The organism is Burkholderia sp. Bmkn7, assembly GCF_041103175.1.
GTDB lineage: Bacteria > Pseudomonadota > Gammaproteobacteria > Burkholderiales > Burkholderiaceae > Burkholderia > Burkholderia cepacia.
On sequence record NZ_JBGCUH010000002.1, the window covers coordinates 1,665,230 to 1,691,278 of the forward strand.

The following is a 26,049-nucleotide window of genomic DNA, read 5'->3' on the forward strand; positions in this document are numbered from 1 at the left end:
GACCATGACCCAGATGGCCCTCGTCATCGACCTGAACGTGTGCGTCGGCTGCCATGCCTGCGTGACGAGCTGCAAGGAATGGAACACGTCGGGCGAAGCCGGCAGTCTCGCCGATCTGCGCCCGTACGACGACGATCCGTCCGGCACGTTCTTCAACCGCGTGCAGACGTACGAAGCGGGCGTGTTCCCGATGACCGACACGATCCATTTCCCGAAGTCGTGCCTGCATTGCGAGGATCCGCCGTGCGTGCCCGTCTGTCCGACCGGCGCGAGCTACAAGCGCAAGTCGGACGGGATCGTGCTGGTCGACTACGACAAGTGCATCGGCTGCAAGTACTGCGCGTGGGCATGCCCGTACGGCGCACGCGAACTCGACGAAGGCCGCAAGGAGATGACGAAGTGCACGCTGTGCGCGGACCGCATCGACAACGACGCATTGCCCGAACGCGACCGGAAACCCGCGTGCGTGCTCGCGTGCCCGACGTCGGCGCGGCTGTTCGGCGACGTGCACGATCCGGAGTCGGACGTGTCGCGCGCGATCCGCGAACGCGGCGGTTATGCGTTGATGCCCGAATGGGGCACGCGGCCGTCGAACCATTACCTGCCGCGCGTGAAGACCGAAGCGTCGTGCGTGTGCGGCAGCAGCGGCGGATGCGGCAGCGGGTCGACCGGCCGCGACGAGAGCGACTCGTTCGAAGCCCGCGCGGCGCGTGGCGACGTCGATCTCGTGTCGCTCGCGACGCAGCGTTGAGCCCCGCGCATTTCATTCAGAACCAGACGGAGTTGCCATGCGTCCAGCGTTTTCGGTCGTTTTCCTCACCACGCTGTGCGGCGCCGCACAGGGTTTGCTGTTGACGCTCGTGAGCGTCGAGGCGCTCGCGCCCCTGGCCGGCGTCGACGTGGCCGCCGCGTTCTACGTGACGGGCGCCGCGCTGTCGGTCGCGCTCGGCGTGCTCGGCCTGTTCGCGTCGTTCTTCCATCTCGGCCACCCCGAACGCGCGTGGCGCGCGATCGCGATGTGGCGCACGTCGTGGCTGTCGCGCGAATGCATCGCGCTGCCGGTGTTTCTCGCGTGCGCGTTCGCGTATGGCGTGGCCCACCTGTTCGGCTGGCCCGGCACGTTGCTGATCGGCGCGGCCGGCGCGCTCGCGAGCGTCGCGCTGTTCGTGTGTACCGCGATGATCTACGCGTGCCTGCGTTTCCTGCAGGAATGGGCGAGCCCGTTGACGCTCGTAAACTTCGTGCTGCTCGGCTGCGCGTCGGGCTGCACGCTGGCGACGGCTTGCGCCGCGTGGCTCGCGCCGGCGCTGGTCGGCCGGCTCGCTGTGGCCGCGTGCGTGCTGACGCTCGCGGGCTGCGTCGCACGGCTCGCGTCGCTCGCGCGCAATGCGCGGCTGCGGCCGAAGTCGACCGTGCAGAGCGCGACCGGCATTCGCCACGAGAAGGTCGAACAGAAGTCGCGCGGTTTCACGGCCAGCGCGTTCAATACGCGGGAGTTCTTTCACGGCCAGGGCAACGGCACGCTGCGTGCGGTGAAGGCCGGCTTCCTGACCGGCGCATTCGCGGTGCCGTTCGTGCTGACCGGCGCGGGTGCGCTCGCGCCGACGTCGGTCGCGGCGGCCGTCGTGCTCGGCGCGGCATTCGTGATCCAGTATGCGGGGCTGGTCGCGGAACGCTGGTTCTTCTTCGCGGATGCGCGGCATCCGCAGAACATCTACTACCAGCGCGCGTCATGACGTTGCGCGCGTGCCGCCGCACGGCGCTAGAAGGTCGCCGCGAGCGCGCCGGCCGCTTCCTGCAGGCGCGGCACGCAGTCGAGCAGCCGCGACAGCGGTGCGCGCGACACGGGTGCATGCACGGCGACCGCGGCGATGCACGCACCGTCGTCGCCGACGACCGGTGCCGCGATGCACGCGATGCCCGCGACGAATTCCTCGTTGTCGATCGCGACGCCCTTGTGCGCGGTGCGGTCGAGTTCGGCTTCGAGCAGTTCGGGATCGGAGATCGTATTCGGCGTGTAGCGCGGCAGCGCCAGCGTGCGCACCAGCGCGGCGCGCTCGTCGCGCGGCAGCAGCGCGAGCAGCAGCTTGCCGCTGGCGCTGCAATGCGCGGGCACGCGCGAGCCGGGCTTCAGGTCGAGCCGCAGCGGCCAGTCGGCTTCGACGCGGTCGAGATAGACGACTTCCGTGTCGTGCAGCGCGGTGAGGTTGCAGGTTTCGCCGAGATCGGCGACGAGCCGTTCGAGGATCGCATGGCGCAGCCGGCGCGCGCCCGCATGCAGCATCACGCCGGTGCCGAGCCGGGCGAGGCGCGGGCCGATCGCATACGCGTTCTTGCGGCCCGGCTCGCGGATCACGAGGCCGCCGGCTTCGAGCGACGCGAGCATCCGGTGCAGCGACGCCTTCGGGATATCGACCTCGCGCACGAGATCGGCGAGCGACACGGCATCGCCGGCCTGGACGAGATGTTCGAGCAGCGCGAAGGCGCGCAGCGTGGGCGTATCCGCGGGCAGCATGGCAGGCGTTCCGGAAACTGGACTGCGGCCATTGTACCGAACGGCCCGACAGGCCGGCCGCGCGGCGCGGCGGGTGCGGCAAGCCGGCGCGGATAACCGGCGATGGAACGAATCGTTCCGTAAACCAAGGATCGACGCCCGCGCATCAGGGAACGACACGCCAACACCGACAAACACCGAGAACGACAGGCAACGACAGGAGCGCAACGCAATGGAAGGGGTGACGAACAAACCGGACTGCATGGTGTCGGTCCGCGAACGGTTCGGGTTCGATTCGGACCTGATGGTGCCCGCGTTCAGCGCGCGCGACGACCACGTGCCCGATATCGACGACGCATACCGTTTCAACCCGGACGTCACGCTCGCGATCCTCGCCGGCTTCGCGCGCAACCGCCGCGTGCTCGTGCAGGGGATGCACGGCACCGGCAAGTCGACGCATATCGAACAGGTCGCGGCGCGGCTGAACTGGCCGTGCGTGCGCGTGAACCTCGACGGCCACATCAGCCGGCTCGACCTCGTCGGCAAGGATGCGATCGTCGTGCGCGACGATGTGCAGGTGACCGAGTTCCAGGAAGGCATCGTGCCGTGGGCGCTGCAGCGGCCCGTCGCGCTGATCTTCGATGAATACGATGCGGGGCGGCCCGACGTGATGTTCGTGATCCAGCGGATTCTCGAACGCGACGGCAAGTTCACGCTGCTCGACCAGAACCGCGTGATCCATCCGCATCCGTCGTTCCGGCTGTTCGCGACCGCCAACACGGTCGGGCTCGGCAACCTGAACGGGCTGTATCACGGCACGCAGATGCTCAACCATGCGCAGATGGATCGCTGGAACGTGGTCGCCACGCTCGACTATCTGCCGCGCGACGAGGAGATCGGCATCGTGCGCGCGCGCGTGCCCGAACTCGCCGACGAAGCCGGCCGCCCGCTGCTCGAATCGATGGTGAGCCTCGCGGAACTGACGCGCAACGGCTTCGCGACCGGCGATCTGTCGACGCTGATGTCGCCGCGCACGGTGATCAACTGGGCCGAGAACTGCCAGATTTTCCGCGATCCGGCGCTCGCGTTCCGGCTCACGTTCCTGAACAAATGCGACGACGCCGAGCGGCCCGTCGTCGCCGAGTATTACCAGCGCTGTTTCGGCGAGGAACTGGCGGTTGCGTCGCGCGCCGGCGGCGGTGGCGAGCCGGGAGCCGGGCGGTGAGCGCCGATCGCGACGCCGCGCGCCGCGCGTCGGCGCGCGAAGCGCTGGGCGCGTCGACCGTGCGTGCGCTGACACGCGATGCGGCGCTGCATTACCGTGCGGGCCGCGTGTGCCGCGACCTGCGGCCGCTGCCGATCCACGCGCCGCACCTGCGCGCGCAGGCCGCCGACGACGATCTCGCGTCGTGGCGCGGCGCGGCCGACGGCGCCGCGTTGCGCATCCTGCATTCGGATGCCGGCCTGCATCGCGCGTTGTCCGGCGACGATCCGGTCGAACGCGTGCTGTTCGAAATGCTCGAGCAACTGCGCTGCGAGTCGCTCGCGCCACCCGCGATGCGCGGCGTCGTGCAGAACCTGCGCCATCGTTTCGAAACCTGGTCGCGCGCGTTTCACCGGTCGGGGCAGGCCGATACGCATGTCGGGATCCTCGTATATACGGTCGCGCAGATCGCATGGTCGCGGCTGACCGGCTGGCCCGTACTCGAAGAAACGGAAGACCTGATCGAAGCGTCGCGCGCGGCGATCGTGCCGGAAATCGGCGTGCCGCTCGCGGGGCTGAAGCGCTGCCGGCACGATCAGCGCGCATTCGCGGAACATGCGCTGACGCTCGCGCGCCGCATTGCGGCGATGATCCGCGACGCGCGCGCGGCCGTCGTCGAAACGGCATCGGAAGACGCACGCGAGCAGGACGACGCGCTGACGAATTTCTCGTTATGGGTCGATTTCGACGACACGGGCATCGACCTGCCGGCACTCGTCGAAACGGGCGACAGCGTCGTGCTGCATGGCGGCGATGCGGTCTACCGTGCGTACACGACGCGTTACGACCGCGAACTCCGGCCGGCCGCACAGATCCGCGCGGCACTGCTGCGCGAGTATCGCGACCGGCTCGACGGCCAGGTCGCCGCGCAGCGGATCAACGTCACGCGGCTCGCAAAGGTACTGCGCGCGGCGCTCGTCGTGCCGCGGGCCGACGGCTGGTCGTTCGGCGAAGAGCACGGCCGCCTCGACGGCCGCCGGCTCGCGCAGCTCGTCAGCTCGCCGGCCGAACGGCGGTTGTTCCGGCTCGAACGCGTGCGGCCGCACGCGGACTGCGCGCTCGCGTTCCTGATCGACTGCTCGGGATCGATGAAGACGTGGATCGACGGCGTCGCGCTGATGGTCGACACGCTGGCCCGCGCCGGCGATGCCGCCGGCCTCGCCACCGAAGTGCTGGGCTTCACGACGCTCGCCTGGAACGGCGGCCGCGCGCGGCAGGAGTGGCTTGCGCGCGGGAAGCCGCGCCATCCGGGCCGGCTCAACGAAACCGGCCACCTGGTGTTCAAGGACGCGGACACGCGCTGGCGGCATGCGCGCACGGGCATCGCCGCGCTGTTCAAGGTCGACCTGTTCCGCGAGGGCGTCGACGGCGAAGCGGTCGAATGGGCATGTGCACGGCTCGCGGCGCGGCCGGAGGCGCGCAAGATCCTCGTCGTGATCTCGGATGGCAGTCCGATGGACGGCGCGACGGCGCTCGCGAACGATCCGTTCTACCTCGACAATCACCTGAAGCAGGTGGTCGCGCGCCAGGAGGCTGCCGGCCGCGTCGACGTCCTCGGGCTCGGTGTCGGGCTCGATCTCGGCCCGTACTACCGGCACCGGCTCGCGATCGATCTTGCGTCGGCGCCGGACATGAAGCGGCTCGTCGAAATCGCGCGCTGGATCGGCGCGCGGCGGTGACGCGGGCACTGTGCGTGCGCATCGCGGCGCGAATGCCGCGCGTCGGAGGGTTCGGTGCGGCATGCGCCGCGCGGCGCTACACGCCGCGCAGCAGCGGCGGCAGCGACGTCGCGATCAGCCCGAGGCCGATCGCCATCAGCACGCCGAACGCGAGCCGGCGCAGCGCGACCGGCGACAGCGGCGGCGGGTAGTGTCGCGCGGCGACCGTCGTCAGCATCACGACCGGCGTCGCGATCGCGGCCAGCAGCCAGATGTCGCGATCGATCTGGCCTTCGCATGCGCTGTACAGCACCCGCGTGGCCGAGGTCGTCGTGAACAGCACGATCAGCGCGCAGCGGATCTGCACGAGCGTCAACGGCTGCCGGTAGAACTGGAAGATCAGCGGCGGCCCCGACACGCCGAACATGCCGCTCAGCAGCCCGCCGAACAGGCCGCTGACGAAGAAGCTGCGGTTGTCCGAGCGCGCCGTGAGCGGCGTCGGGCGCAGCGCCGCGCTCAGGCCGCCGTACAGCACGACCGCGCCGAGGATCAGTTGCAGCAGGTCGGCCGCCGAGCGGCTCAGGCATTCGAGCAGCAGCACGCCCGCGACCACCGACGGCAGGATGCCGAGCGTCGCCGCGCCGACCGCGCGCCAGTCGATGTGATGCAGCCGGCCGGGCAGCGCGGCCGCGCCGTTCGCGAGCGACACGACGCTCATCAGCGTGGCGACGGTGGCGAGTGGCGCCAGCCCGAAGCCGCTCGTCGCGCCCATCACGATCATCCCGAGCCCGAAGCCGGTGACGGTCTGGAAATAGCTGCCGGCGCCGATCACCGCGATCAGGATCGCCAGTTTGTCGGCCGTCATGCGTGCGCGGCCTCGCCGGTCGCGGCGCGTTGCGCGGCCGCCTGCGCCTGAACGGTGGTTGCCGCGATCACGTGATACACGTCGTCGGCGCCGCAGCCGCGAGACAGGTCGTTCGCGGGCCGGCGCAGCCCCTGCAGCAGCGGCCCGACGGCCTTCGCGCGGCCGATCCGCTCGGCGAGCTTGTAGCCGATGTTGCCGGCCTCGAGGCTCGGGAACACGAGCACGTTCGCATGGCCGCCCACCTGCGAATGCGCGATCTTGCGCTCGGCGATCTCCGCGACGATCGCGGCGTCGAGCTGCACGTCGCCGTCGATCGCGAGGGTGGGGCGCCGTTCGCGCACCTGCGCGGTCGCGGCCGTCACCTTGTCGACGGCCGCGTGATGCGCGCTGCCGCTCGTCGAGAACGACAGCATCGCGACGCGCGGTTCCTCGCCGAGCAGCGCTTGTGCGCTGTCGGCGGCGGCCATCGCGATTTCGGCGAGCTGGCCGGCATCCGGATCGACGACGAGCGCGCAGTCGGAGAAGATCAGCCCGCCCTTGATCGTGTGGAACGGCTCGCACAGCATCATCAGGAAGAAGCTCGACACGATCCGGAACGCCGGGTCCACGCCGATCAGCTGGATCGCCGCGCGTACGACGTCGGCCGTCGCATGCACGGCGCCCGCGACCGAGCCGTCCGCCTCGCCGAGCCGCACCATCAGGTTGGCGTACGTCAACGGATCGCGCACCGCGTCGCGCGCTGCGTCGGCGGTCATGCCTTTGTTGGCGCGCAGCGCATGCAGCGCGTCGGCATACGCATCGCGTTGCGGGGCGTCGGCCGGATCGACGAGCGTCGTGCCGTCGAGATCGATCGCGTCGCGCGCGGCCGCCGCGTGGATGGCCGCACGGTTGCCGACGAGCACGATGCGCGCGATGCCGTCGCGCGTCGCGCGCGCGGCGGCGTGCAGCACGCGCGGATCGTCCGCTTCGCACAGCGCGATGCGCATCGGCGCGCGGCGCGCGGATTCGAGGATGCGGTCGAGGGCTTTCATCGTTCGCTCGCTGAGGAATGGAAAACGGGAAGGAAAAACGGCCGGATGCGGCGGCCCGCACGGGGCACGGCGTCCGGCCGGGTTCAGGCCGCGCGGCGATGCGCGTGGCCTGAAGCGGTTGCGTCAGCGACGCGGGCTCACACGTAGTCCTTGTATTTGTCGAGCATGCGAACCGGCTTCGACAGCGCATCGCGGCGGAACGGATCGCCGAGTTCACGCGTGCACATGATCTCGATGATCGTGGTCTTGCCTTCGTTCATCTGCATGTCGATCGCGCGCTTGAGCGCGGGGCCGACGTCCTCGAGGCGGTCGACCGTGATCCCTTCGGCGCCCATCGCGCGCGCGATCGCCGCGAAGCTCTGGTTGTCGAGTTCGCCCGCGACGAAGCGGCGGTTGTAGAAGTCGACCTGGTTCTTCTTCTCCGCGCCCCACTGGCGGTTGTGGAACACGACGGCCGTGACCGGGATGTTGTGGCGCACGCAGGTCATCGTTTCCATCAGGCTCATGCCCCACGCTCCGTCGCCCGCATACGACACGGCCGGACGATGCGGTGCGGCGACCTTCGCGCCGATGATCGTCGGGAACGCATAACCGCAGTTGCCCCAGCTCATCGCCGCGAAGAAGCTGCGCGGCTTGTTGAAGCGCAGGTAGCTGTTCGCGACCGAGTTGATGTTGCCGATGTCGGTCGACACCATCACGTCCTCGGGCATCGCCTTCTCGAGCTCGCGCAGCACCTGGCGCGGATGCAGGTACTGGCCGCCGCTGAACGGCTTCTCGTGCTTCTGCTCCTCGATCATGTCGAGGCTGTACGCGTCGCGCTCGTGCGTCCAGTCGTCGAGTTCCTTTTCCCACGCGGCCTTTTCGGTCGCGATCTGGTCGGCGCGATCGCCGCGCGAGCCGTCACACGCGAGCGTGCGGCCTTCGAGGCGTTGCGTGAGCGCGATGGCCGCCGCCTTCGCATCGCCGCAGATGCCGACCGAGATCTTCTTCACGAGGCCGAGCATCTTGTGGTCCGCGTCGATCTGGATGATCTTCGCGTCCTTCGGCCAGTAGTCCATCCCGTGCTGCGGCAGCGTGCCGAACGGCCCGAGGCGCGAGCCGAGCGCGATCACGACGTCCGCGCGCGACAGCAGTTTCATCGCGGCCTTCGAGCCCTGGTAACCGAGCGGGCCGCACCACAGCGGATGGTTCGCCGGGAACGAGTCGTTGTGCAGGTAGCTGTTGACGACCGGTGCGCCGAGCCGTTCGGCGAGCGCCTTGCATTCGTCGATCGCATCGGCCATCACGACCCCGCCGCCGGAAATGATCACCGGGAACTTCGCCTGCGCGATCAGCGCGGCCGCATCGTCGAGGCTCTGTTCGCCGCCGGCGCCGCGATCGAGTCGGCGCGGTTGCGGAATCTCGACCTTGACCTTGCCGTAGAAGTAGTCGCGCGGGATGTTCAGTTGCGTCGGGCCCATCTCGGCCTGCGCGCGGTCGAAGCAGCGCGCGGTGAATTCGGCCATCCGCGCCGGGTGCGTGACGTGGCCCTGGTACTTCGTGAATTCCTGGAACATCGGCAACTGGTTCGCTTCCTGGAAACCGCCGAGGCCGATGCCCATCGTGCCGGCTTCCGGCGTGACGATCACGACCGGGCTGTGTGCCCAGTACGCGGCCGCGATCGCCGTCACGCAATTGCTGATGCCGGGGCCGTTCTGGCCGATCACGACGCCGTGGCGGCCCGACACGCGCGCATAACCGTCGGCCATGTGGCCCGCGCCCTGTTCGTGCACGACCGGGATCAGGCGGATGCCGGCGGGCGCGAAGATGTCCATCGCGTCCATGAACGCGGAGCCCATGATGCCGAACATGTCGGTCACGCCGTTGGCCGCGAGGGTTTCGACGAAGGCTTCGGACGGCGTCATGTCCTGCGGACCGCTGGCCGATGCACGCAGGGAAGTGGATTGTTCGCTCATGGGTTGTCTCCGATTGTTCAATTAACGGAACGTCTTGTTCCAGATGCTATTTGCCGGGAAAAACCGGTCAAGTCATTCCATCTGCTGCGGGGAAATGTGGAATGAAATGAAATGATTCGTTTCAAAATGCGCGCGGGAGCGGTGGCCCCCGAGTGGTGCGCTCAGGCCGGCTGCTTCGGCCGTTCCTTGCGGAACGCACGCTTGACGGCGATCAGCCCGTCGCGGAATTCGAACAGGTCGCAGCCTTCGGCCTCGATGCGCCAGCCTTCGGCGTGCGTGCCGGTGAACACCCACTCGGACACGCCGCGCTCGCCGGTCACGTAGTGGCGGCCGTGGCCCCAGTGCGCGTCGGGGAAGGTCTTGAACACGGCTTCGAACGCGGCGCGCACGGCATCGCGGCCGACGAAGCGCGTGCCGTGGATGTCGGGGCCGCCGGCCGCGTCGAATACGCAGTCCTCGGTCATGAAGCCCATCAGCGCATTCGCGTCATGCCGGTTGAATGCGTCGGAAAACGCCGCGAGCGTGGCGGCCGTGGCGGGGGCGGTGAGCGTATCGGACATAACGTGTCTCCTGTCGAATGGTGGGCGGTGCGCAAGGCGCTGGCGCGCATGCGGCACGCGGTATCGACACGTTAGTGAGCGCTCGTTTTTGGCGGTAGCGCCAGTTCGGGGGATTCGGTTGGGCCAGCGGCGGATGCAGGGAAGGGTCGCCCGTTCACGGGGTGTCCGATCCGGCGGGATGTGTGGCTTGATCCGGTTTCGTGCCGTGTCGCATGGCGCGAATGACGTTGTCGCGAATCAGGTCGGTGACGGGGCGTGCCGGGAAATGACGGAAGAAGGATTCGACCGGCATCGGGGCCGGGCCCGCGTCGCTCCGGCGGTTTTCAAACCGCGTCGCGGGCAGGCAGAAGGAGCCGGGGGTACATCGCTGCGTGCGACGTACCCCCGAGGTCATGCAGGCATCACGACGCCGTCATGCCGATACCGAACACGTGCATCTTGCCGGCGCTGACCTGCCGCGGCAGCACGATGCTCGTCACCACCTTGCCGGGCGGCACCGGAATCTTCTGCGCGAAGATGTAGGTCTTGACGTTGTCCTGCTGGCCGTTGCCGGCATTGCGATAGGCCATCGTGACGGCCACCGTCGAGCGTGGGCTCGCGCTGCCGCCGTTCAGGGTCCAGTCGTCGAAGGCCAAGGTGACGGCCTGGCTCGACCCGTCCGCGAAGTTCAGCTGCGCGATCCCGCTGCTCGGGCCGTTGTTGGACGAACCGAGCACCACGACGCCGGTGCCGGCCGATCCCGGCGGCAGCATCACGGTCTGGCCGACGGTCACGGTGTTGTCGAGCGAGAGCGGCGCGCCTGCCACCGTCACGGTGGCGCCGGCCACCGCGAACGGCTTGCCGGGCTGCACGCCCGCCGCGCCGAGCGCATTGACCGAGTAACTGAACAGGCTGCCGTCGAAGTCCGCGCCCTGGCCGTCGGTATTGGTCGCACCGTCCATGCTGAAGCCGCGGTTGTTGTAGCTGTCGGTCGCGTTGAGCGCCACCGGTACGCCGAACGACGGCGGCTGCGCCTGGGCACCCCATCGAGACGGTGCGCTGCCCATCGCGAAGTGCAGCGTCGCACCGTTGGCGATGTCGTCATAGGCGACCCATGCGGCAGGGTGGGCACGACCGTCGATCGACAGCGACTGCACGTAGCTCGAGGCCGGCGCGCCTGCAGCACGGATCCGCCAGGTGTGGCCGTTGCCGAGCCGCACGTCGATCTGCGGGAACTGCGGGCTGCCGATCGCCAGGCCCGCGACGCCGGGGATCTGCGGGTACAGGCCCAGCGCGCCCCACACGTACCAGCCCGACACGGCGCCGAGGTCGTCGTTGCCCGGCAGGCCGTCGGGGCCGGTGCCGAACGCGCTGGCCATGATCTGCTGCACCACGCGCTGCGTGCCCGACGGTTGCGCGGCCCAGTTGTAAAGCCACGGCACCTCGAAGGTCGGCTCGTTTCCCATGTAGAAATTCGGCAGGCTCAGGCCGGCATTGAGCACCGTGAAGAACTGGTCGAGCCGCGACGTCACGGCCGTATTGCCGCCGAGCTGCGCGAACAGACCCGCCGCGTTGTACGGCACCATCCACGTGTACTGTTCGGCATTGCCCTCCACGTAGTTGTCGCCGCTGCCCGGCGTTTCGGGTATCCACGCGCCGTTCGATTGCCGCGCCGCGATCAGCGGCGGCGTCAGCGCGGTGTTGAGCAGGTTTTGCCAGTAGGCCGAGCGGCTCAGCAGCATGCGCTGCGTGGCGGTATCGCCGAGTGCGCCGGCGAAGCGCGAGATCGCGAAGTCGCTGCTCGTGTATTCGAGCGTCGACGAAGCCTGCCCCCACTCGCCGCCGGTGATATAGCCGCCCTGCAGGTAGCTCGCGCGGCCGCCGTTGGTGGTCACGTTGTTGCAGGCGGTGCCGGGGATGTTCGCCATCTTCACCATGTGCTGCAGCGCGGCGCGCGTATCGAAGCGCCGCGCGCCGAATGCGTAGGCGCTCGACACGATCAGCGAACCGGCATCGCCCGGCATCACGCCGTCCTCGACGTTGTCGTTGACCCAGTGCGGAATCGCGCCGCACTGATCGGCGTCGTTGACCAGCGACTGGATCATGTCGCTGGTCTCGGACGGGTTGAGGATCGACTTGAGCTGGATCAGCGAACGGTAGATGTCCCAGCCCGAGAACGACGAATATTGCGCGTTCTGGCCTTTGGCGAGCTGGTGCACGGTATTGTCGAAGCCGATGTACTGGCCGTTCGCGTCGCTGAAGATGCTGGGCGCCCACAGCGCGTGATAGAGCGCCGTGTAGAACTTCTTCTTCGCGTCGAGCGTCCCGCCTGCCACGCGGATCGCGTTGAGGCGGTCGTTCCAGGTTCGGTCCGCCTGCGTGCGCACGCCTTCGAAATCCCAGCCGCGATTTTCCGCGTCGAGGTTGGCCTTTGCATTGGCGGCGCTGACGTACGAAATGCCGATCTTCATCCGGACCGCCTGGCCGGGACGGAAGCCGAGTTGCGCCACGCCGTGCGAGATCGACGCCGACGTGAACGCCTGGTCGAACGCGGCATAGAAGTAGACGGGTACCGGCACCGAGTTGCCGCAGAAGCCGCCGCCAATCGTGCTGCCCGAGAGGGCGCTGCCGGAAACCTGCGTAATCGCGCCGGTGGTCGAGGTCTTCGTATTGGTGCGCGTCGCGTCGAGTACCAGCAGCGCGGGTTTGCCGGCCGGGTAGGTGAACCTGCCGAAGCCGGTGCGCAGGGTGGCGGTCAGTTCCACCTTGATCTGCGAATCGAGCACGACCGAGTAGTAGCCGGGCCAGGCCGTTTCATTCGCATGACTGAAGGTCGGAACGAGCTGCGTTGCGTCGGTGGTCGGCATGACCGGGAATTCGCCGTTGTTGCCGCTGCAGCCGGCACCCGGCATGTGCGTGACGCTGAAACCCTGGATCGAATGGAGGTCGTAGTAATAACCGGCCGGCGAGTTCGGTTCCTTGCTGTCGTTCGGCGCCGGCGTGGTGTTGGTGTCGGGCGCCCATTGCACCATGCCCGACGGCAGCCCGGCGGCCGGCACGACGCTGCCGGCCTGTCCCGCCGGCACCGGGTTCGGCGAATTGCTCGCGAGCGTGCCGATCAGCGGGTCGACATACTGCGTCAACGACAGGCTGCGGTTGTCGTCGAGGTTGGTCATGTCGGCCGTACCGGCCGACGAATCCGCCGGATGGGCGGCCAGTATCGACGCCGCCGTTCCGTCGCTGCCGTCACCGCCTCCGCACCCGCTCAATGCGCACGCCGCGGCCAGCAACGCCGCGAGCGTCGTGAATCGACTCATGATCGTCCCCTCCAGTCGGAGATGCCTTTTTGCCTTGACGATCCCGACGATCGAATCCCGGGATCGCTGTGGGTTGTTGCTGTCGTGTTGCGTCGTAACACTAGGATTCGCATGAATTCGCTGTCAATCCGAATAACGGATTTGTAATGTTTTTATTAGATTTACTAAACGAGTGGAAACGATGCGCAGGCGGTGGCGCGGTATCGGAAGGTGCAACGGATGCAGCGAGCGCGTGGCGAATGCAGGGTTCTACGGCAAGGCGAGAAACAACGTGCCGATCGGTGCGGCGCACGTGAACGCGACCTCTACCCGAAAGGCAGCCTGCCGCCCGGCAGCGCAACCCGATCGATTGTTACGATCGGCACCTGCGCGTCGCACGGGAGCGACGCGCGCGACACCGGCGACATGCTTGCCGCGCAACGAAAGTCGCGATCGTTTCCGGATGCGTGATTGTGCACGAGGAGCGAGGGCGGTCATGCATCGGTGGCACGACGCCTCTCCGCATCCGGTCAGGCGCCCGGCTTCTGCGCCCGCACGCACTGCGCCAGCGCCCGCACGCCCGGCTCGATCCGTTCGAGCGGAATCGCGGAGAACCCCATCCGGAAGCAGCGTCGCGCGTCGCCCGTATCGTCCATGAAGAACACGTTCCCCGGCTCGATGAGGATGCCGGCCGCCTGCGCGTCGGTCGCGAGGCGCGTGGCATCGAGCCACGGCGGCCCCTCGACCCAGCACGACGCACCGCCCGTCACACGCACATGACGCGCTTCCGGCAGATGCGCGTCGAGCGCGGCCATCAGCGCCTGCGAGCGTTCGCTGTACGCATGCGCGAGCCGGCGCAGCAGCGCGTCGTGATGACCGAGCGCGAGAAAGGTCGCGAACGCACGCTGGATATACGCGACCGGATGGCGCACCATCAGCCGCCGCAGCGCGCGCAACTCGCGGATCAGCTCGCGCGGTCCGACCACGTAGCCGAGCCGCAGCCCCGGCGCGAACGTCTTCGACAGGCTGCCGACGTAGATCACGCGGTCGGCCGTGTCGAGGCTCTTCAAGGCCGGATGCGGCGTGCCGGAGAACGTGTTCTCGCTCTCGTAGTCGTCCTCGATGATCACGAAATCGTGCTGCCGCGCGCAGTCGAGCAGCGCGCGGCGGCGTTCGACCGGCATCGTCGCGGTGGTCGGGCACTGGTGGCTCGGCGTCACGTACACGTAGTCGCAGCGCGCCAGCGTATCGGCGAGCGCATCGGGCGCGATCCCGTGGCCGTCGACGGGCAGCGGCAGCAGCCGCGCGTTGCGGTTCTCGAAGATGTTGCGCGCGTCGGGATAACCGGGATTCTCGAAGCCGACCGTCGTGTGCTTGCCGCACAGCAGGTCCGCGATCAGGTACAGCGCCTGCTGGCACCCGTTCGTGACGACGATCTCGTCGGGCATCGCGAACACGCCGCGCCGCGGCAGCACGCGCGTGCGGATCTGCTGGATCAGCGATTCGTCGTCGCGCTCGATGAGGTCGGGCGCCCAGTTGCGGATCTCCATCACCGACAGCGCCTTCAGGCAGCATTCGCGCCAGTCGTTGGTCGGAAACAGCGACTGGTCGAATTGTCCGTAGATGAACGGGAATTCGTAGTGCTGCCAGTTCGCTGGCTTCACGATGTTGCGCTGCCTCGACGGCGGATGCGCGATACGCTTTTCCCATGCGGGGCGGCCCGGCGTGTCGTCGTTGCCGTCCGGTTTCTCGCCGGATTTGGCCGCCGCGAAGCCGGGCACGCCCTCGAGCATCTTCGGGTTCACGAAGTGCCCGCTGCGTTCGCGCGAGATCAGGTAGCCCTCCTCGACGAGCATCTGGTACGCGAGCACGACGGTGTTGCGCGCGACGCCGAGCTGGTCGGCGAGCTCGCGGCTCGACGGCAGCGCGGCATCGGGGGCGAGCTGGCCGTCGAGGATCGCGGCCACGAGCATCCGCCGGATCTGGTCCTGCAGGCTCGACGCCGACGACCGCCGGAACTGCTGGGCCCATAGGGCGGTCGGGGTACGACTCGGCATGCTTCCTCCTGTGATCGGTACGGGAAACGCGAGGCGGTGCGCGTGGGGTGCGCGCGGCCCGCGAGAGGCGCGGTTTCGCGAGAATACGCGCGTCGCGCCGCGGATGTGGACTCAATGAAAGGTGCCGTCTGGCACTACTGCGCGCCGACGTGGCAAGACGATACTCAACTCGTCGCCCCTGGACGATCCGGATAACTCCCCGGTACGCGGGCGCGGGAGGGCGTGCGCGCATCGCGTTCGCCCGCATCGTGATGCGAAGGGAGGAGGCCATGCACGTCGTCGTGTTCAGGGATCGCTGCGAGCGCGTGATCCGCATCGTGTTCGACGACACGCGCGCGACGGCGGTCGCGTATCGCGACGACGAGGCGATCGGCGAGCTCGGCATCGACGACGACGGCGGCGGTGCCGCGCGATCGCCATCGCTTGCGCGTCTGTACGTGGAACCCGCCTATCGACGCAGCGGCATCGCGCACACGCTGCTGGCGTGTGCATCGCGCGAATTCGGACGGCCGATCCGTATCGATACCGGCGCGCGTGAGTGGCCCGACTCGCCGGCATGGGCGACGTTGTGCCGCTGCCTCGAATACGAAGGGCTGGTCGTGGTGCGCTAGTGCGCGCCGGGCACCCGCTGGCGTGGCCACGATCACGCATCACGACAACGGAGACGACATGAGCACGGTTCTGAAGCCGATTCCCGCATCCGACGTGCGGCACGAAGCGTTGCGCATCGATGGGCAGCGCGTGTGGCGCGACGCGGTGATCGAAGTGCGCAACCCGTACGACGGCGCGCTGGTCGGCACCGTGCCGAAGGCGACACTCGACGACGTGCGGCGCGCGTTCGCGGCCGCGCGTGCCTACCGGCCGACGCTCACGCGCCACGATCGCGCGGCGATCCTGCGGCGCGCGGCCGACATCGTGCGTGCGCGCACGGCAGAGATCGCGGCGCTGATCACCGCCGAGGCCGGGTTGTGCATCAAGGATTCGACATACGAGGCGGGCCGCGTGGCCGACGTGCTGACGTTCGGCGCCGGTGAAGTGCTGAAGGACGACGGGCAGATCTTCTCGTGCGACCTGACCCCGCACGGCAAGAAGCGCCGCGTGTACACGCAGCGCGATCCGCTGCTCGGCGTGATTTCGGCGATCACGCCGTTCAACCACCCGATGAACCAGGTCGCGCACAAGATCGTGCCGTCGATCGCGACCAACAACCGGATCGTCGTGAAGCCGTCCGAGAAGGTGCCGCTGTCGTGCTACCTGTTCGCGGACATCCTGTACGAAGCCGGCCTGCCGCCGCAGATGCTGCAGGTACTCACCGGCGACCCGAAGGAGATCGCCGACGAGCTGATCACGAACCCGGCGATCGACCTCATCACGTTCACGGGCGGCGTGTCGATCGGCAAGTCGATCGCGGCGCGGATGGGCTACCGGCGCGCGGTGCTCGAACTCGGCGGCAACGATCCGATCATCGTGATGGAAGACGCCGATCTCGACGAAGCGAGCACGCTCGCGGTGTCGGGTTCGTACAAGAACTCGGGGCAGCGCTGCACCGCGATCAAGCGGATGCTCGTGCACGAGTCGGTGGCCGATCGCTTCACCGAGCTGGTCGTCGAAAAAACGCGCGCGTGGTCGTACGGCAATCCGGCCGATCCGTCGGTGGACATGGGCACGGTGATCGACGAAGCGGCCGCGAAGTTCTGCGAGCAACAGGTGAACGACGCGATCGCGCGCGGGGCGCGCCTGCTGGTCGGCAACGTGCGCGACGGCGCGCTGTATTCGCCGACGGTGATCGATCGCGTGACGCCCGACATGCCGCTCGTGAAATATGAAACCTTCGGGCCCGTGTCGCCGATCATGCGTTTCCGCGACATTGACGAAGCGATCAGGATGTCGAACAGCACCGACTATGCGCTGTCGTCTTCGGTGTGCACGAACCGCTTCGACCACATCACGCGTTTCATCACCGAGCTGGAAGTCGGCAGCGTGAACGTGCGCGAAGTGCCGGGCTACCGGCTCGAGCTGACGCCGTTCGGCGGCGTGAAGGATTCGGGGCTGGGGTACAAGGAAGGCGTGCAGGAAGCGATGAAGAGCTTCACGAACGTGAAGACGTATTCGCTGCCGTGGTGAGCGCGGCGAGGAGGGGCGTACCACGCCCTCCCGCCGCCAACCGCGTTACTGATAGAAGTTGAGCGTGACCATCGCCGAGCGGCCCGGCGCCCAGGTCGCGTAGATCGGGTACGCGCTCGCGTAATACTTCTTGTCGAACAGGTTCTGCACGTTCAGCTGGACGTCCATCGTCTTGTTCACGCGCCAGGTGGCGGCCGCGTCGAAGCGCGCGTAGCCGGGCGTCCATTTCTTCGTCGTCGCGGATACCGACGCATAGGTCTGGCTCATCACCGTCGCACCGGCGCCGAGCGTGAGCTTCGGCATCACGTCGTAGCTCGTCCACAGCGTGAAGTTGTGCTTCGGCACCATCACCATCGGCAGGCCCGATGCGCCCGGGCTGCCGGGGCCCGCGTCGGTCGTGATCGCGTTCAGGTATGAGTAGCCGCCGAACACATGCCACTTCGGCGTCATGTTGCCCGCGAAGCCGAATTCGAAACCGCGCACGCGCTGCTTGCCCGCGTTGACCGTGTGACCGAGGCCGTCGCTCACGCGCGCGTTGGTCTTCTCGGTCTGGAACAGCGCCGACGTCAGCGACAGTTGATCCCGCAGCACGTCCCACTTCGCGCCGATCTCGATGTTGCGCGAGCGCTCCGGCGCGAGGTCCTGGTTCGTCGCGGTGATCTGGTCGGTGCCGCCGCCGAGGCCGCCGTTCGACCCCGGCGGGTTCGACGACGTGCCGTACGACGCATACAGGCTCACGTTGCTCACCGGCTTGAACACGAGGCCGAACTGGTAGCTGAACAGGTTCGACGTGTTCGACAGGTCGGCGACGCCGGCCTGCTTGCCGGTCGTGTCGTAGCGGTCGAAGCGCAGCCCCGTGTTGAACTGCCAGCGCTCGGACAGCTTCACGGTATCGAAGATGTACGCCGACACGGTGTCGGTGCGCGTGTTCGTCGTCGCGCCGGGGAAGCCCTTGTCGCCGTTCAGCACGATGCTGCCGGTCCACGGCATGTTCGGGTTCCAGCCGCCCGCGAGCGGCGTGCAGTTGCCGGCCACCGAGCACGGGCCGCCCGAGCGGATGTTGTGGCCGGCCGCATCCGACACGAGGTAGCCTTCGTAGCGCGCCTGTTCATGGCTGAACTCGACGCCGGCCGTCATCGTGTGCTTCATGCCGAACAGGCTCGCGCTGCCGGTCACCTCGGTCTGGTTCGAGACGCCGTTGAGCGCGTACTTGCCGCTCTTTGCCTGCAGGCTCAGCATGTTCGGGTTCGACGCGAGGATCTGCGGGTTCGTCGCGACGTAATCGAGCGTCGAGCGGCCGAACATCGTCGTGTTCTTCAGCTTCCAGTCGTCGCTGAGCTTGTGCTCGACGCGCACTTCGGCGGTGTCGGTCTGCCCGTAGCGGTAGTCGCGCGTGTTCAACCCGAAGAACTGCCCGCGATCGGTCGGCACCGGCGTGCCGCCCGACGCGCGGAACGGCACGCTGAAGTCCGGCATGTCGTACGAGTTCATGTGGTAATAGCTGACCGTGACCGTGGTCGGCGTGTTCAGCCCGAACACGATCGACGGCGCGACACCCCAGCGCTTGTTGTACACGTCGTTGCGGCCGGCCTGGTTCGCGTCGTGACCCATCACGTTCAGGCGCACGGCCGTCGTGTCGTTGATCTTGCGGTTCGCGTCGACCGTCGCGCGCTTGTAGCCGTCGGTGCCGAAGCCGATGCTGCTGTTGATGAAGTCGTCGTTCTTGGGTGTCTTCGTGACGATGTCGATGCTACCGCCCACCGAGCCGCGGCCCGCGTAGACCGAATCGGGGCCCTTGATCACGCTGATCTGCTCGACCGCGAACGTTTCGCGGTTCTGCAGCCCCGAGTCGCGCATCCCGTCGACGAAGATCGAGTTGCGCGATTCGAAGCCGCGGATCACCGGGCGGTCGGCCGACGGGTTCGCGGCCGCATCGCCGCCGAGGAACGTGATGCCCGGTACCGAGCGCAGCGCGTCCGCGAACGACGTGACGTTCTTTTCCTTGATCAGTTGCTCGGGGATCACCGTGACCGAGCGCGGCGTATCGAGCAGCGGCGCGGTGAACTTGTACGACGGCGATTGCTTCACCTGCATGTCCGACGGCGCGGACGACTGGATCGTGATCGTCGGCAGCGTCGCCTGCACGTCGGCGGACGGGGCCGGCTGGTCGGCGGCGGGCGCGGGAGAGGGTGCCGTTTCGGCGGAAGCGAGCAGCGGGGTCAGGAAAACGGAGCAGGTCAGCGCCGACACGAGGGCGCGAGGCCTCGTCTTGAACTGGGCGGGCATATCGAGAGGCAGCAGAAGGTTCGGTGAGCGGGCGCGTCTTCTCGATGCAGGCCGGGCAGTGCGGAACATCGGAAAACGTCAATGTAAATGCGTATGATTCGCGTTTGCGATCGCAATTGTACGGATTGGTACCAATTCTGTAAACGATTGAATGGTTTTTGTACTAATTCGGTCAGGTCTTCGTGGGGGCGCGATCGCCTTTGCGTCATATGCAACACCGCTTTCCATGGCCGGGCCGGCGCGTGGCGCGGCGACTCGCTACACTGCCGTACCGGTTGGATGGGCCCCGGCAAGCAGGCCCCGAGCATGGAGACAACATACGATGGACACCCAACGCGCAGCAGTCGTCACGTACCGCGGCAAGGCGATCGAGAACACGCATGTCGCCGATGTGGCGGTGGTCGATGCACGCGGCAGGCTGCTGGCCCGGTTCGGCAATCCGTTCCGGATGACGCTCGCGCGTTCGGCGGCGAAGCCGGCCCAGGCGCTGTCGGTGATCGAGACGGGTGCGCCCGAGCGCTTCGGCTTCGACGATGCGGACATCGCGCTGATGTGCGCGTCGCACAGCAGCGAGGACCGGCATATCGAACGCACGCGCGCGATGCTCGCAAAAGTCGCCGCGCAGGAATCGGACTTGCGTTGCGGCGGCCATCCGCCGTTGTCCGACGCGGTGTACCGTGCGTGGATCAAGCGCGACTACACGCCGACCGGCGTATGCAGCAACTGTTCGGGCAAGCATGTCGGGATGCTGGCCGGCGCGCAGGCGATCGGCGCCGCGATCGCCGATTACCATCTGCCCGAGCATCCGATGCAGGTGCGCGTGAAACAGGTGATGGCCGATGCGTGCGGGCTGCGCGACGACGAAGTGGGCTGGGCGATCGACGGGTGCAACCTGCCGACGCCGGCGTTTCCGCTGGACCGGCTGGCGCGCCTGTACGCATCGCTGGCCGACGGGGCGGATACGGTGGAGGCGGGCGGTGACGCAATCAGCGATCGCGTGCGCGCGCTGGCGCGCATTCATCGTGCGATGACCGCGTATCCGGAACTGGTGGCCGGCGACGGGCGCTATTGCACGGTGCTGATGAAAGCGTTCGACGGGCAGGTGGTCGGCAAGCTCGGCGCCGATGCGTGCTACGGGATCGGCGTGCGTGCGTCGGCGCGCACGCGGCAGCTGGGCGCCGATGGCGCGCTCGGCATCTCGGTGAAGATCGAGGACGGCAATCTCGACGTGCTCTACATGGTCGTCAGCGAACTCCTCGAGCGGCTGCAGATCGGCACGGCCGCGCAGCGCGCGCAACTGGCCGCTTTCCATCGGCCGCCGATGCGCAACACGCAGGGCGTCGAGATCGGGCACGCCACGTTCCCGTTCGAATTGCAGCCGGCCTGACCGGCGCGGATGCGCCACTGCCGCCGGCCCGCACCCCGGGCCGGGCGCGGCGGCGGGCACATGCCTGCCGGCCGGCGCGGGCATGAACGCGGGCGCAGGTGCTACGTGCGCGCGCCGCGAATCTTCCCCAGCTCCAGCGCCGACAGCTCGCCGATGTGCGCGAGGTGTTCCGCGAGAAAGTCCTTCAGGACGCGCAGCTTCGCCGAGCTGCGCCGGTTCGCCAGATACGCGATGTAGATGTATTCGCCCGTCAGCCGGTTCAGCAGCCGGTAGCGCGGCAGCACGGCTTCGAGCCGCCCGCTCGCGAGCAGGTCGCGCACCAGCCAGATCTCGAACTCCGCGATGCCGAGCCCCGCGCAGGTCGCTTCGAGCAGCAGCTCCGAATGGTCGGTGACGAGGTTGCCGGCCGGCAGCAGGCTGTGATGCGCGTCGCCGTTCACGAGCTCCCAGCGCGGATCGCCTTCGGGGTGCACGTAGCGCAGGCAGTTGTGTTGCTTGAGATCGTCCGGCGTGGACGGGCGCCCGCAGCGGTCGAGATAGCCGGGCGTCGCGCACAGGATGCTGTCGTTGCGCGACAGGCGGTGGACGACGAGGTTGTCCAGGTAGTTCTCGCCTTCGTGAATGTCGAGGTCGAAGCCGCCGGCCACGAGGTCGTTGTGGTTGTCGGTGAGCCGCACGTCGAGCTGGATCGTCGGGTAGCGCGCGAGAAACGGCGCGACCAGCGGGGCGAGATGGCGGCGGCCGAACGCAACCGGCGCGGTGAGCTTCAGCGGGCCGCTCGGCTGCGCATTCAGCTCGGCGACGACACGCAGCGTGTCGTCGAGATCGGCGATCAGCGTGACGGCGCGTTCCAGGTAGATATGGCCGGCCTCGGTCAGCGTGACGCTGTGCGTCGAGCGGTGCAGCAGCGCGACGCCGAGTGCCTCCTCGATCGCCGTGACCTTGCGCGCGACCGTCGACGTCGACACGTGCATCTCCTTCGCGACCGCCGAAAAACTCCCTGTTTCGACCACTCTCACGAACGCGCGCATCGCGCCCATGTGATCGATGCCGGTTTCTCTCGCGCCTTTTTTCATTCGATTCTCGCTGTTGCGTCCCACGCAAAACCGCTTTCGATAATACATAAGCGAGCTTGTTTTTGCAAAGGCATAGAATGCGAACCCGTCGCGTCGGGAAGCGGCGAACGGCGAGCGGTACGAGACATCCAGGAGGGCACGATGACAGAAAACGGCTTCCGCGTCGAAGCGGATCTTTTAGGCAAACGAAGTATTCCGGACGACGCGTATTACGGCGTCCATACGCTGCGCGCGAAAGAGAACTTCGACATTTCGGGCCGCACCATCGCGTCGCTGCCGTACCTCGTGATGGCGCTCGCCGCCGTGAAGGAGGCCGCGGCCGACGCGAACTGCGAGCTCGGGCTGCTGCCGCGGCCGTACCGCGATGCGATCGCCGCCGCGTGCGTCGAGATTCGCGAAGGGCGACTGCACGACCAGTTCGTCGTCGACGTGATCCAGGGCGGGGCCGGCACGTCGACCAACATGAACGCGAACGAGGTGATCTGCAACCGCGCGCTCGAACTCATGGGGCACGCGCGCGGGCAGTACGAATACCTGCATCCGAACGAACACGTCAATCTCGCGCAGAGCACCAACGACGTCTATCCGACCGCGATCCGCGTCGCGACCTGCTTCGCGCTCGAGCACCTGCTCGAAGCGATGGCGCGCCTGCGCGATGCGTTCGCGGAGCGGGCCGACGCGTTCGCCGGCCTGCTGAAGCTCGGCCGCACGCAATTGCAGGACGCGGTGCCGATGACGCTCGGCCAGGAATTCTCGACCTACGCGGTGATGCTGACGGAAGACATTGCACGCCTGCAGGAAGCCGGCTGGCTGATTCGCGAGATCAACCTCGGCGCGACCGCGATCGGCACGGGCATCACCGCGCATCCGCAATACGCGGAGAAGGCGCTGGCGGCGCTGCGGCGCATTACCGGGCTCGACCTGAGCACCGCGCCGAACCTGATCGAGGCGACCCAGGATTGCGGCGCGTTCGTGCAGGTCTCGGGCGTGCTCAAGCGGATCGCCGTGAAGCTGTCGAAGATCTGCAACGACCTGCGGCTGCTGTCGAGCGGCCCGCGCGCGGGGTTCGGCGAGATCAACCTGCCGCCGGTGCAGGCCGGCTCGTCGATCATGCCCGGCAAGGTGAATCCGGTGATCCCGGAAGTCGTCAACCAGGTTGCGTTCGAGGTGTTCGGCAACGACCTGACCGTGACCTTCGCCGCCGAGGCCGGGCAGCTTCAGCTCAACGCGTTCGAGCCGGTGATCGCCAGCGCGCTGTTCCGCAGCTTCAGCCACCTGACGGCTGCCTGCACGACGCTGGCGCAGCGCTGCGTGAGCGGGATCACCGCGAACCCCGAGCGGCTGCGCGAAACGATGGAGCGCTCGGTCGCACTCGCGACCGCGCTGAATCCGTACATCGGCTACAAGCGCGCGACCGCCGTCGCAGCCGAAGCGCACGCAACCGGCAAGTCGATTCGCGAGGTCGTACTCGAGCGCGAGTGGATGACCGATGCACAGGTAGACGAAGCGCTTCGGCCCGAAGCGCTGATCCGGCCGCGCGTGCTTTGACGCCGGCTGAAGGCCGCCGGCTCGCGCATCGAGCGCCCGGCGGGCCGCCATTTCATCAGCGCCCCCGAGCGGGGCGCGACACATCAAGAAACTACGGAGACTCACGATGAACCACAGCAGCGAGCGCCCGGCCGGTCCGGCCGGCGGCGCGGATTCCCGTCATGCCGATCCCGACGCGATGTTCGCGTCGCACGAGGCCGGTTACGCGAAGCAGTTGAAGCCGCGGCACGTGCAGATGATCGCGATGGGCGGTGCGATCGGCACCGGCCTCTTTCTCGGTGCGGGTGGACGCCTGCAGAGCGCGGGGCCCGCGCTCGCGCTCGTGTATCTCGTCTGCGGCGTGTTCGCCTTCCTGATCATGCGCGCGCTCGGCGAGCTCGTGATGCACCGGCCGACCAGCGGCAGCTTCGTGTCGTACGCGCGGGAGTTCATGGGCGAGCGCGCATCGTTCGTCGCGGGCTGGATGTACTACCTGAACTGGGCGACGACCGGCATCGTCGACATCACGGCGGTCGCGATCTACATGAAGTACTGGGCCGTGTTCACGGACGTGCCGCAGTGGGTGTTCGCGCTCGGTGCGCTCGGGATCGTGTCGGTGATGAACATGATCGGCGTGAAGGTGTTCGGCGAGATGGAGTTCTGGTTCTCGCTCGTCAAGGTGGGGACGCTCGCGGTGTTCCTCGCGGTCGGCGCGGTGTTTCTCGCGAGCGGCCATCCGGTTGCCGGGCAGATGCCGGGGCTTCACCTGGTCGCGGATCACGGCGGGATCTTTCCGCATGGCCTCCTGCCGGCGGTGCTGATCGTGCAGGGCGTCGTGTTCGCGTACGCGAGCATCGAGCTCGTCGGCGTCGCGGCGGGCGAGACCGCCGATGCGCGCAAGGTGCTGCCGAAGGCGATCAACAGCGTGATGTGGCGCATTGCGCTGTTCTATGTCGGCTCCGTCGTGCTGTTGACGATGCTGCTGCCGTGGACGGCATACAGCTCGCACGAAAGCCCGTTCGTGACGTTCTTCAGCAAGCTCGGCGTGCCGTACGTCGGCACCGTGATGAACGTCGTGGTGCTGACCGCCGCGCTGTCGAGCCTGAACTCCGGCCTCTATTCGACCGGGCGCGTGCTGCGCTCGCTGGCGATGGGCGGATCGGCGCCGCGCTTCGTGTCGCGGATGAACGCACGGGGCGTGCCGTACGGCGGGATCCTGATAACGGTCGCGATCAATGCGATCGGTGTGCCGTTGAACTACATCGTGCCGGCGCAGGCGTTCGAGATCGTGCTGAACATGGCGTCGCTCGGGATCATCACGACCTGGGGCTTCATCGTCATGTGCCAGATCCTGTTCCGCCGCGCGGTCGATCGCGGCGAGTTGAAGGCGGTGTCGTTCCGGATGCCCGGCGCGCCGTTCACGTCGTGGCTCACGCTGGCCTTCCTCGTCGGCGTGCTGGTGCTGATGGCGTTCGACTATCCGGGCGGCACGTGGACCATCGCGATGATTCCGGTCGTCGTGCTCGCACTCGTGGTGGGCTGGAAGCTGGCGAAGCGCGGTGCGGCGCGAGAGCAGGCGGCGAATGCGCGTACGTCCGTGGCCACGAGCGCCGTCGCCGATCCGGTACAGGGTGCCTGACGGTACTCGCCGCGCGCGCCGGTCCGTTCGCGGCCGGTGTACCGGCGCAGTCAGTTCAAGCCGGCGCGTTCACCGACCCATCGGCTGAAGTCGCCGGCCATTTCCTCGGTCAGTTCGTGACCGGCGTCGTACAGCCGCGTATCGTGCGCGACACCGAGCGACGTGAGTTTCGCGTCGGCGGTGTCGGCCCACGCGACGGGCAGCTTGTCGTCGAAGCGGCCGTGCACGATCAGCGCATGGAGCGGGCGAAGCGCATCGCGCGGCGCGATCAGCGGATCGATTTCGGGCAGGATGCGCCCGCACAGCACCGCGAAGGCGGCGACATCGTCCGGCGACGTGAGGCCGACGCCCGCGCTCATGATGCCGCCCTGGCTGAAGCCGGCGATCACGGTCGGCAATGCGGAATTCGCGCCGTCGCGGGCGCGGAAGGCACGCAGCAGCGTGATCAGCTGAATGCGGCTTTCATTCGCGCGGGCCGCGTCGATTTCGGGGCCGTTCGGGCCGAAGCGCACCGGAAACCATGCATGCTGGCCGGGCCCGAACGTGAGCGGGGCGCGCAGGAACGCGATCTCGATCCGAGGATCGATGATGCCGGCCAGGTTCAGCAGGTTGGTTTCGTTGCCGCCGACGCCATGCAGCAGCAACAGGCGGGCAACGGGGCGGCCGGCGGCCGGGCGCAGTCGGTATTGGAGGCCCGACTCGGGATCGGTGGTCAGCGGCAGGACGTCGGTCATTGCGTGAATCCGGAAGGGGAACGATGCGACAGTCTAGAGCGTACGGGCGGGCGGGTGAATCGTCGGCGAGCGATTGATTGTTTCCTGATGGGAATGAATTCGGTGCATCGAGCCTGT

Annotated in this window: 19 protein-coding genes; 9 read left to right on the plus strand and 10 right to left on the minus strand. The window is 67.8% G+C overall.

From position 1 onward, the window contains the following. Positions 1-4: 4 nt before the first annotated feature. Together AB3K92_RS13460 and AB3K92_RS13465 are read left to right on the plus strand one after the other, a co-directional pair. Positions 5-751 carry a 4Fe-4S dicluster domain-containing protein gene (locus tag AB3K92_RS13460; protein ID WP_369465242.1) on the plus strand — a complete coding sequence of 249 codons (747 nt, stop codon included), beginning with the start codon at positions 5-7 and terminating at the stop codon, positions 749-751. A 37-nt stretch (positions 752-788) separates the two neighbouring features. After that, positions 789-1,736 carry a dimethyl sulfoxide reductase anchor subunit family protein gene (locus tag AB3K92_RS13465; RefSeq protein ID WP_369465243.1) on the plus strand — a complete coding sequence of 316 codons (948 nt, stop codon included), beginning with the start codon at positions 789-791 and terminating at the stop codon, positions 1,734-1,736. Positions 1,737-1,762: 26 nt separating this feature from the next. Here the strand turns inward: AB3K92_RS13465 and AB3K92_RS13470 are convergent, their stop codons facing one another. After that, positions 1,763-2,515 carry an IclR family transcriptional regulator gene (locus tag AB3K92_RS13470; protein ID WP_059484216.1) on the minus strand — a complete coding sequence of 251 codons (753 nt, stop codon included), beginning with the start codon at positions 2,513-2,515 and terminating at the stop codon, positions 1,763-1,765. 211 nt (positions 2,516-2,726) lie between these two features. Between AB3K92_RS13470 and AB3K92_RS13475 the strand changes: the two genes are divergently transcribed. Both AB3K92_RS13475 and AB3K92_RS13480 read left to right on the plus strand, forming a co-directional pair. Further along, the gene (locus AB3K92_RS13475; protein ID WP_059622049.1) at positions 2,727-3,719 is read left to right on the plus strand and encodes an AAA family ATPase; all 993 of its coding nucleotides are present in this window, start codon (positions 2,727-2,729) and stop codon (positions 3,717-3,719) included. Next, on the plus strand, positions 3,716-5,437 hold the full coding sequence (locus AB3K92_RS13480; RefSeq protein WP_369465244.1) for a cobalt chelatase: 1,722 nt from the start codon (positions 3,716-3,718) through the stop codon (positions 5,435-5,437). The genes AB3K92_RS13475 and AB3K92_RS13480 overlap by 4 nt, the downstream gene beginning before the upstream one ends. A gap of 76 nt (positions 5,438-5,513) precedes the next feature. Here the strand turns inward: AB3K92_RS13480 and AB3K92_RS13485 are convergent, their stop codons facing one another. The 6 genes from AB3K92_RS13485 to AB3K92_RS13510 form a co-directional block, all read right to left on the minus strand. Then, positions 5,514-6,281: a sulfite exporter TauE/SafE family protein gene (locus tag AB3K92_RS13485; protein WP_059484213.1), complete on the minus strand. Its 768-nt coding sequence runs from the start codon at positions 6,279-6,281 to the stop codon at positions 5,514-5,516. After that, the gene (gene pta / locus AB3K92_RS13490; RefSeq protein ID WP_104767526.1) at positions 6,278-7,312 is read right to left on the minus strand and encodes a phosphate acetyltransferase; all 1,035 of its coding nucleotides are present in this window, start codon (positions 7,310-7,312) and stop codon (positions 6,278-6,280) included. Before pta ends, AB3K92_RS13485 begins: the two co-directional genes overlap by 4 nt. A 137-nt stretch (positions 7,313-7,449) precedes the next feature. Further along, positions 7,450-9,267 (minus strand): sulfoacetaldehyde acetyltransferase, encoded by a 1,818-nt coding sequence (xsc, locus tag AB3K92_RS13495; RefSeq protein WP_059494990.1) that lies wholly within the window; start codon positions 9,265-9,267, stop codon positions 7,450-7,452. 161 nt (positions 9,268-9,428) lie between these two features. After that, positions 9,429-9,827, minus strand: coding sequence for a nuclear transport factor 2 family protein (locus AB3K92_RS13500; RefSeq protein WP_021157640.1), 399 nt, complete (start codon positions 9,825-9,827; stop codon positions 9,429-9,431). A 401-nt stretch (positions 9,828-10,228) separates the two neighbouring features. Further along, entirely contained in the window at positions 10,229-13,123 is a 2,895-nt protein-coding gene (locus AB3K92_RS13505; RefSeq protein WP_369465245.1) for a GH92 family glycosyl hydrolase, read from the minus strand. Positions 13,124-13,632: 509 nt separating this feature from the next. Beyond that, the gene (locus tag AB3K92_RS13510; protein ID WP_059649018.1) at positions 13,633-15,159 is read right to left on the minus strand and encodes a PLP-dependent aminotransferase family protein; all 1,527 of its coding nucleotides are present in this window, start codon (positions 15,157-15,159) and stop codon (positions 13,633-13,635) included. A gap of 269 nt (positions 15,160-15,428) precedes the next feature. Here AB3K92_RS13510 and AB3K92_RS13515 point away from each other — a divergent pair, with 269 nt between their 5' ends. Together AB3K92_RS13515 and phnY are read left to right on the plus strand one after the other, a co-directional pair. Then, a complete protein-coding gene (locus AB3K92_RS13515; RefSeq protein WP_021157646.1) occupies positions 15,429-15,770 on the plus strand; it encodes a GNAT family N-acetyltransferase in 342 nt (113 codons plus the stop codon). Positions 15,771-15,828: 58 nt separating this feature from the next. Continuing rightward, positions 15,829-17,283 carry a phosphonoacetaldehyde dehydrogenase gene (gene phnY, locus AB3K92_RS13520; protein ID WP_226281446.1) on the plus strand — a complete coding sequence of 485 codons (1,455 nt, stop codon included), beginning with the start codon at positions 15,829-15,831 and terminating at the stop codon, positions 17,281-17,283. 45 nt (positions 17,284-17,328) lie between these two features. Here the strand turns inward: phnY and AB3K92_RS13525 are convergent, their stop codons facing one another. Then, positions 17,329-19,569, minus strand: a complete 2,241-nt coding sequence (locus tag AB3K92_RS13525; protein WP_369465246.1) for a TonB-dependent receptor — start codon at positions 19,567-19,569, stop codon at positions 17,329-17,331. 322 nt (positions 19,570-19,891) lie between these two features. On the opposite strand from AB3K92_RS13525, the gene AB3K92_RS13530 reads away from it, so the two are divergent. Further along, positions 19,892-20,956: an asparaginase gene (locus tag AB3K92_RS13530; RefSeq protein WP_369465247.1), complete on the plus strand. Its 1,065-nt coding sequence runs from the start codon at positions 19,892-19,894 to the stop codon at positions 20,954-20,956. Between the two features lie 101 nt (positions 20,957-21,057). Here the strand turns inward: AB3K92_RS13530 and AB3K92_RS13535 are convergent, their stop codons facing one another. Next, positions 21,058-22,032: a LysR family transcriptional regulator gene (locus tag AB3K92_RS13535; protein ID WP_027791264.1), complete on the minus strand. Its 975-nt coding sequence runs from the start codon at positions 22,030-22,032 to the stop codon at positions 21,058-21,060. A 141-nt stretch (positions 22,033-22,173) separates the two neighbouring features. Here AB3K92_RS13535 and AB3K92_RS13540 point away from each other — a divergent pair, with 141 nt between their 5' ends. Both AB3K92_RS13540 and AB3K92_RS13545 read left to right on the plus strand, forming a co-directional pair. After that, positions 22,174-23,580 carry an aspartate ammonia-lyase gene (locus AB3K92_RS13540; RefSeq protein WP_021161379.1) on the plus strand — a complete coding sequence of 469 codons (1,407 nt, stop codon included), beginning with the start codon at positions 22,174-22,176 and terminating at the stop codon, positions 23,578-23,580. Positions 23,581-23,686: 106 nt separating this feature from the next. Beyond that, on the plus strand, positions 23,687-25,198 hold the full coding sequence (locus AB3K92_RS13545; protein ID WP_060230504.1) for an amino acid permease: 1,512 nt from the start codon (positions 23,687-23,689) through the stop codon (positions 25,196-25,198). A 50-nt stretch (positions 25,199-25,248) separates the two neighbouring features. On the opposite strand, the gene AB3K92_RS13550 is transcribed toward AB3K92_RS13545, so the two are convergent. Then, entirely contained in the window at positions 25,249-25,932 is a 684-nt protein-coding gene (locus tag AB3K92_RS13550; protein ID WP_060275106.1) for an alpha/beta hydrolase, read from the minus strand. Positions 25,933-26,049 lie beyond the last annotated feature (117 nt).

Bases quoted from the DNA above. Each gene is read 5' to 3' on its own strand.
- AB3K92_RS13460 (WP_369465242.1), top strand. From the start codon at position 5: ATGACCCAGATGGCCCTCGTCATCGACCTGAACGTGTGCGTCGGCTGC.
- AB3K92_RS13465 (WP_369465243.1), top strand. From the start codon at position 789: ATGCGTCCAGCGTTTTCGGTCGTTTTCCTCACCACGCTGTGCGGCGCC.
- AB3K92_RS13470 (WP_059484216.1), bottom strand. From the start codon at position 2,515: ATGCTGCCCGCGGATACGCCCACGCTGCGCGCCTTCGCGCTGCTCGAA.
- AB3K92_RS13475 (WP_059622049.1), top strand. From the start codon at position 2,727: ATGGAAGGGGTGACGAACAAACCGGACTGCATGGTGTCGGTCCGCGAA.
- AB3K92_RS13485 (WP_059484213.1), bottom strand. From the start codon at position 6,281: ATGACGGCCGACAAACTGGCGATCCTGATCGCGGTGATCGGCGCCGGC.
- pta (WP_104767526.1), bottom strand. From the start codon at position 7,312: ATGAAAGCCCTCGACCGCATCCTCGAATCCGCGCGCCGCGCGCCGATG.
- xsc (WP_059494990.1), bottom strand. From the start codon at position 9,267: ATGAGCGAACAATCCACTTCCCTGCGTGCATCGGCCAGCGGTCCGCAG.
- AB3K92_RS13500 (WP_021157640.1), bottom strand. From the start codon at position 9,827: ATGTCCGATACGCTCACCGCCCCCGCCACGGCCGCCACGCTCGCGGCG.
- AB3K92_RS13505 (WP_369465245.1), bottom strand. From the start codon at position 13,123: ATGAGTCGATTCACGACGCTCGCGGCGTTGCTGGCCGCGGCGTGCGCA.
- AB3K92_RS13510 (WP_059649018.1), bottom strand. From the start codon at position 15,159: ATGCCGAGTCGTACCCCGACCGCCCTATGGGCCCAGCAGTTCCGGCGG.
- AB3K92_RS13515 (WP_021157646.1), top strand. From the start codon at position 15,429: ATGCACGTCGTCGTGTTCAGGGATCGCTGCGAGCGCGTGATCCGCATC.
- phnY (WP_226281446.1), top strand. From the start codon at position 15,829: ATGAGCACGGTTCTGAAGCCGATTCCCGCATCCGACGTGCGGCACGAA.
- AB3K92_RS13525 (WP_369465246.1), bottom strand. From the start codon at position 19,569: ATGCCCGCCCAGTTCAAGACGAGGCCTCGCGCCCTCGTGTCGGCGCTG.
- AB3K92_RS13530 (WP_369465247.1), top strand. From the start codon at position 19,892: ATGGACACCCAACGCGCAGCAGTCGTCACGTACCGCGGCAAGGCGATC.
- AB3K92_RS13535 (WP_027791264.1), bottom strand. From the start codon at position 22,032: ATGAAAAAAGGCGCGAGAGAAACCGGCATCGATCACATGGGCGCGATG.
- AB3K92_RS13540 (WP_021161379.1), top strand. From the start codon at position 22,174: ATGACAGAAAACGGCTTCCGCGTCGAAGCGGATCTTTTAGGCAAACGA.
- AB3K92_RS13545 (WP_060230504.1), top strand. From the start codon at position 23,687: ATGAACCACAGCAGCGAGCGCCCGGCCGGTCCGGCCGGCGGCGCGGAT.
- AB3K92_RS13550 (WP_060275106.1), bottom strand. From the start codon at position 25,932: ATGACCGACGTCCTGCCGCTGACCACCGATCCCGAGTCGGGCCTCCAA.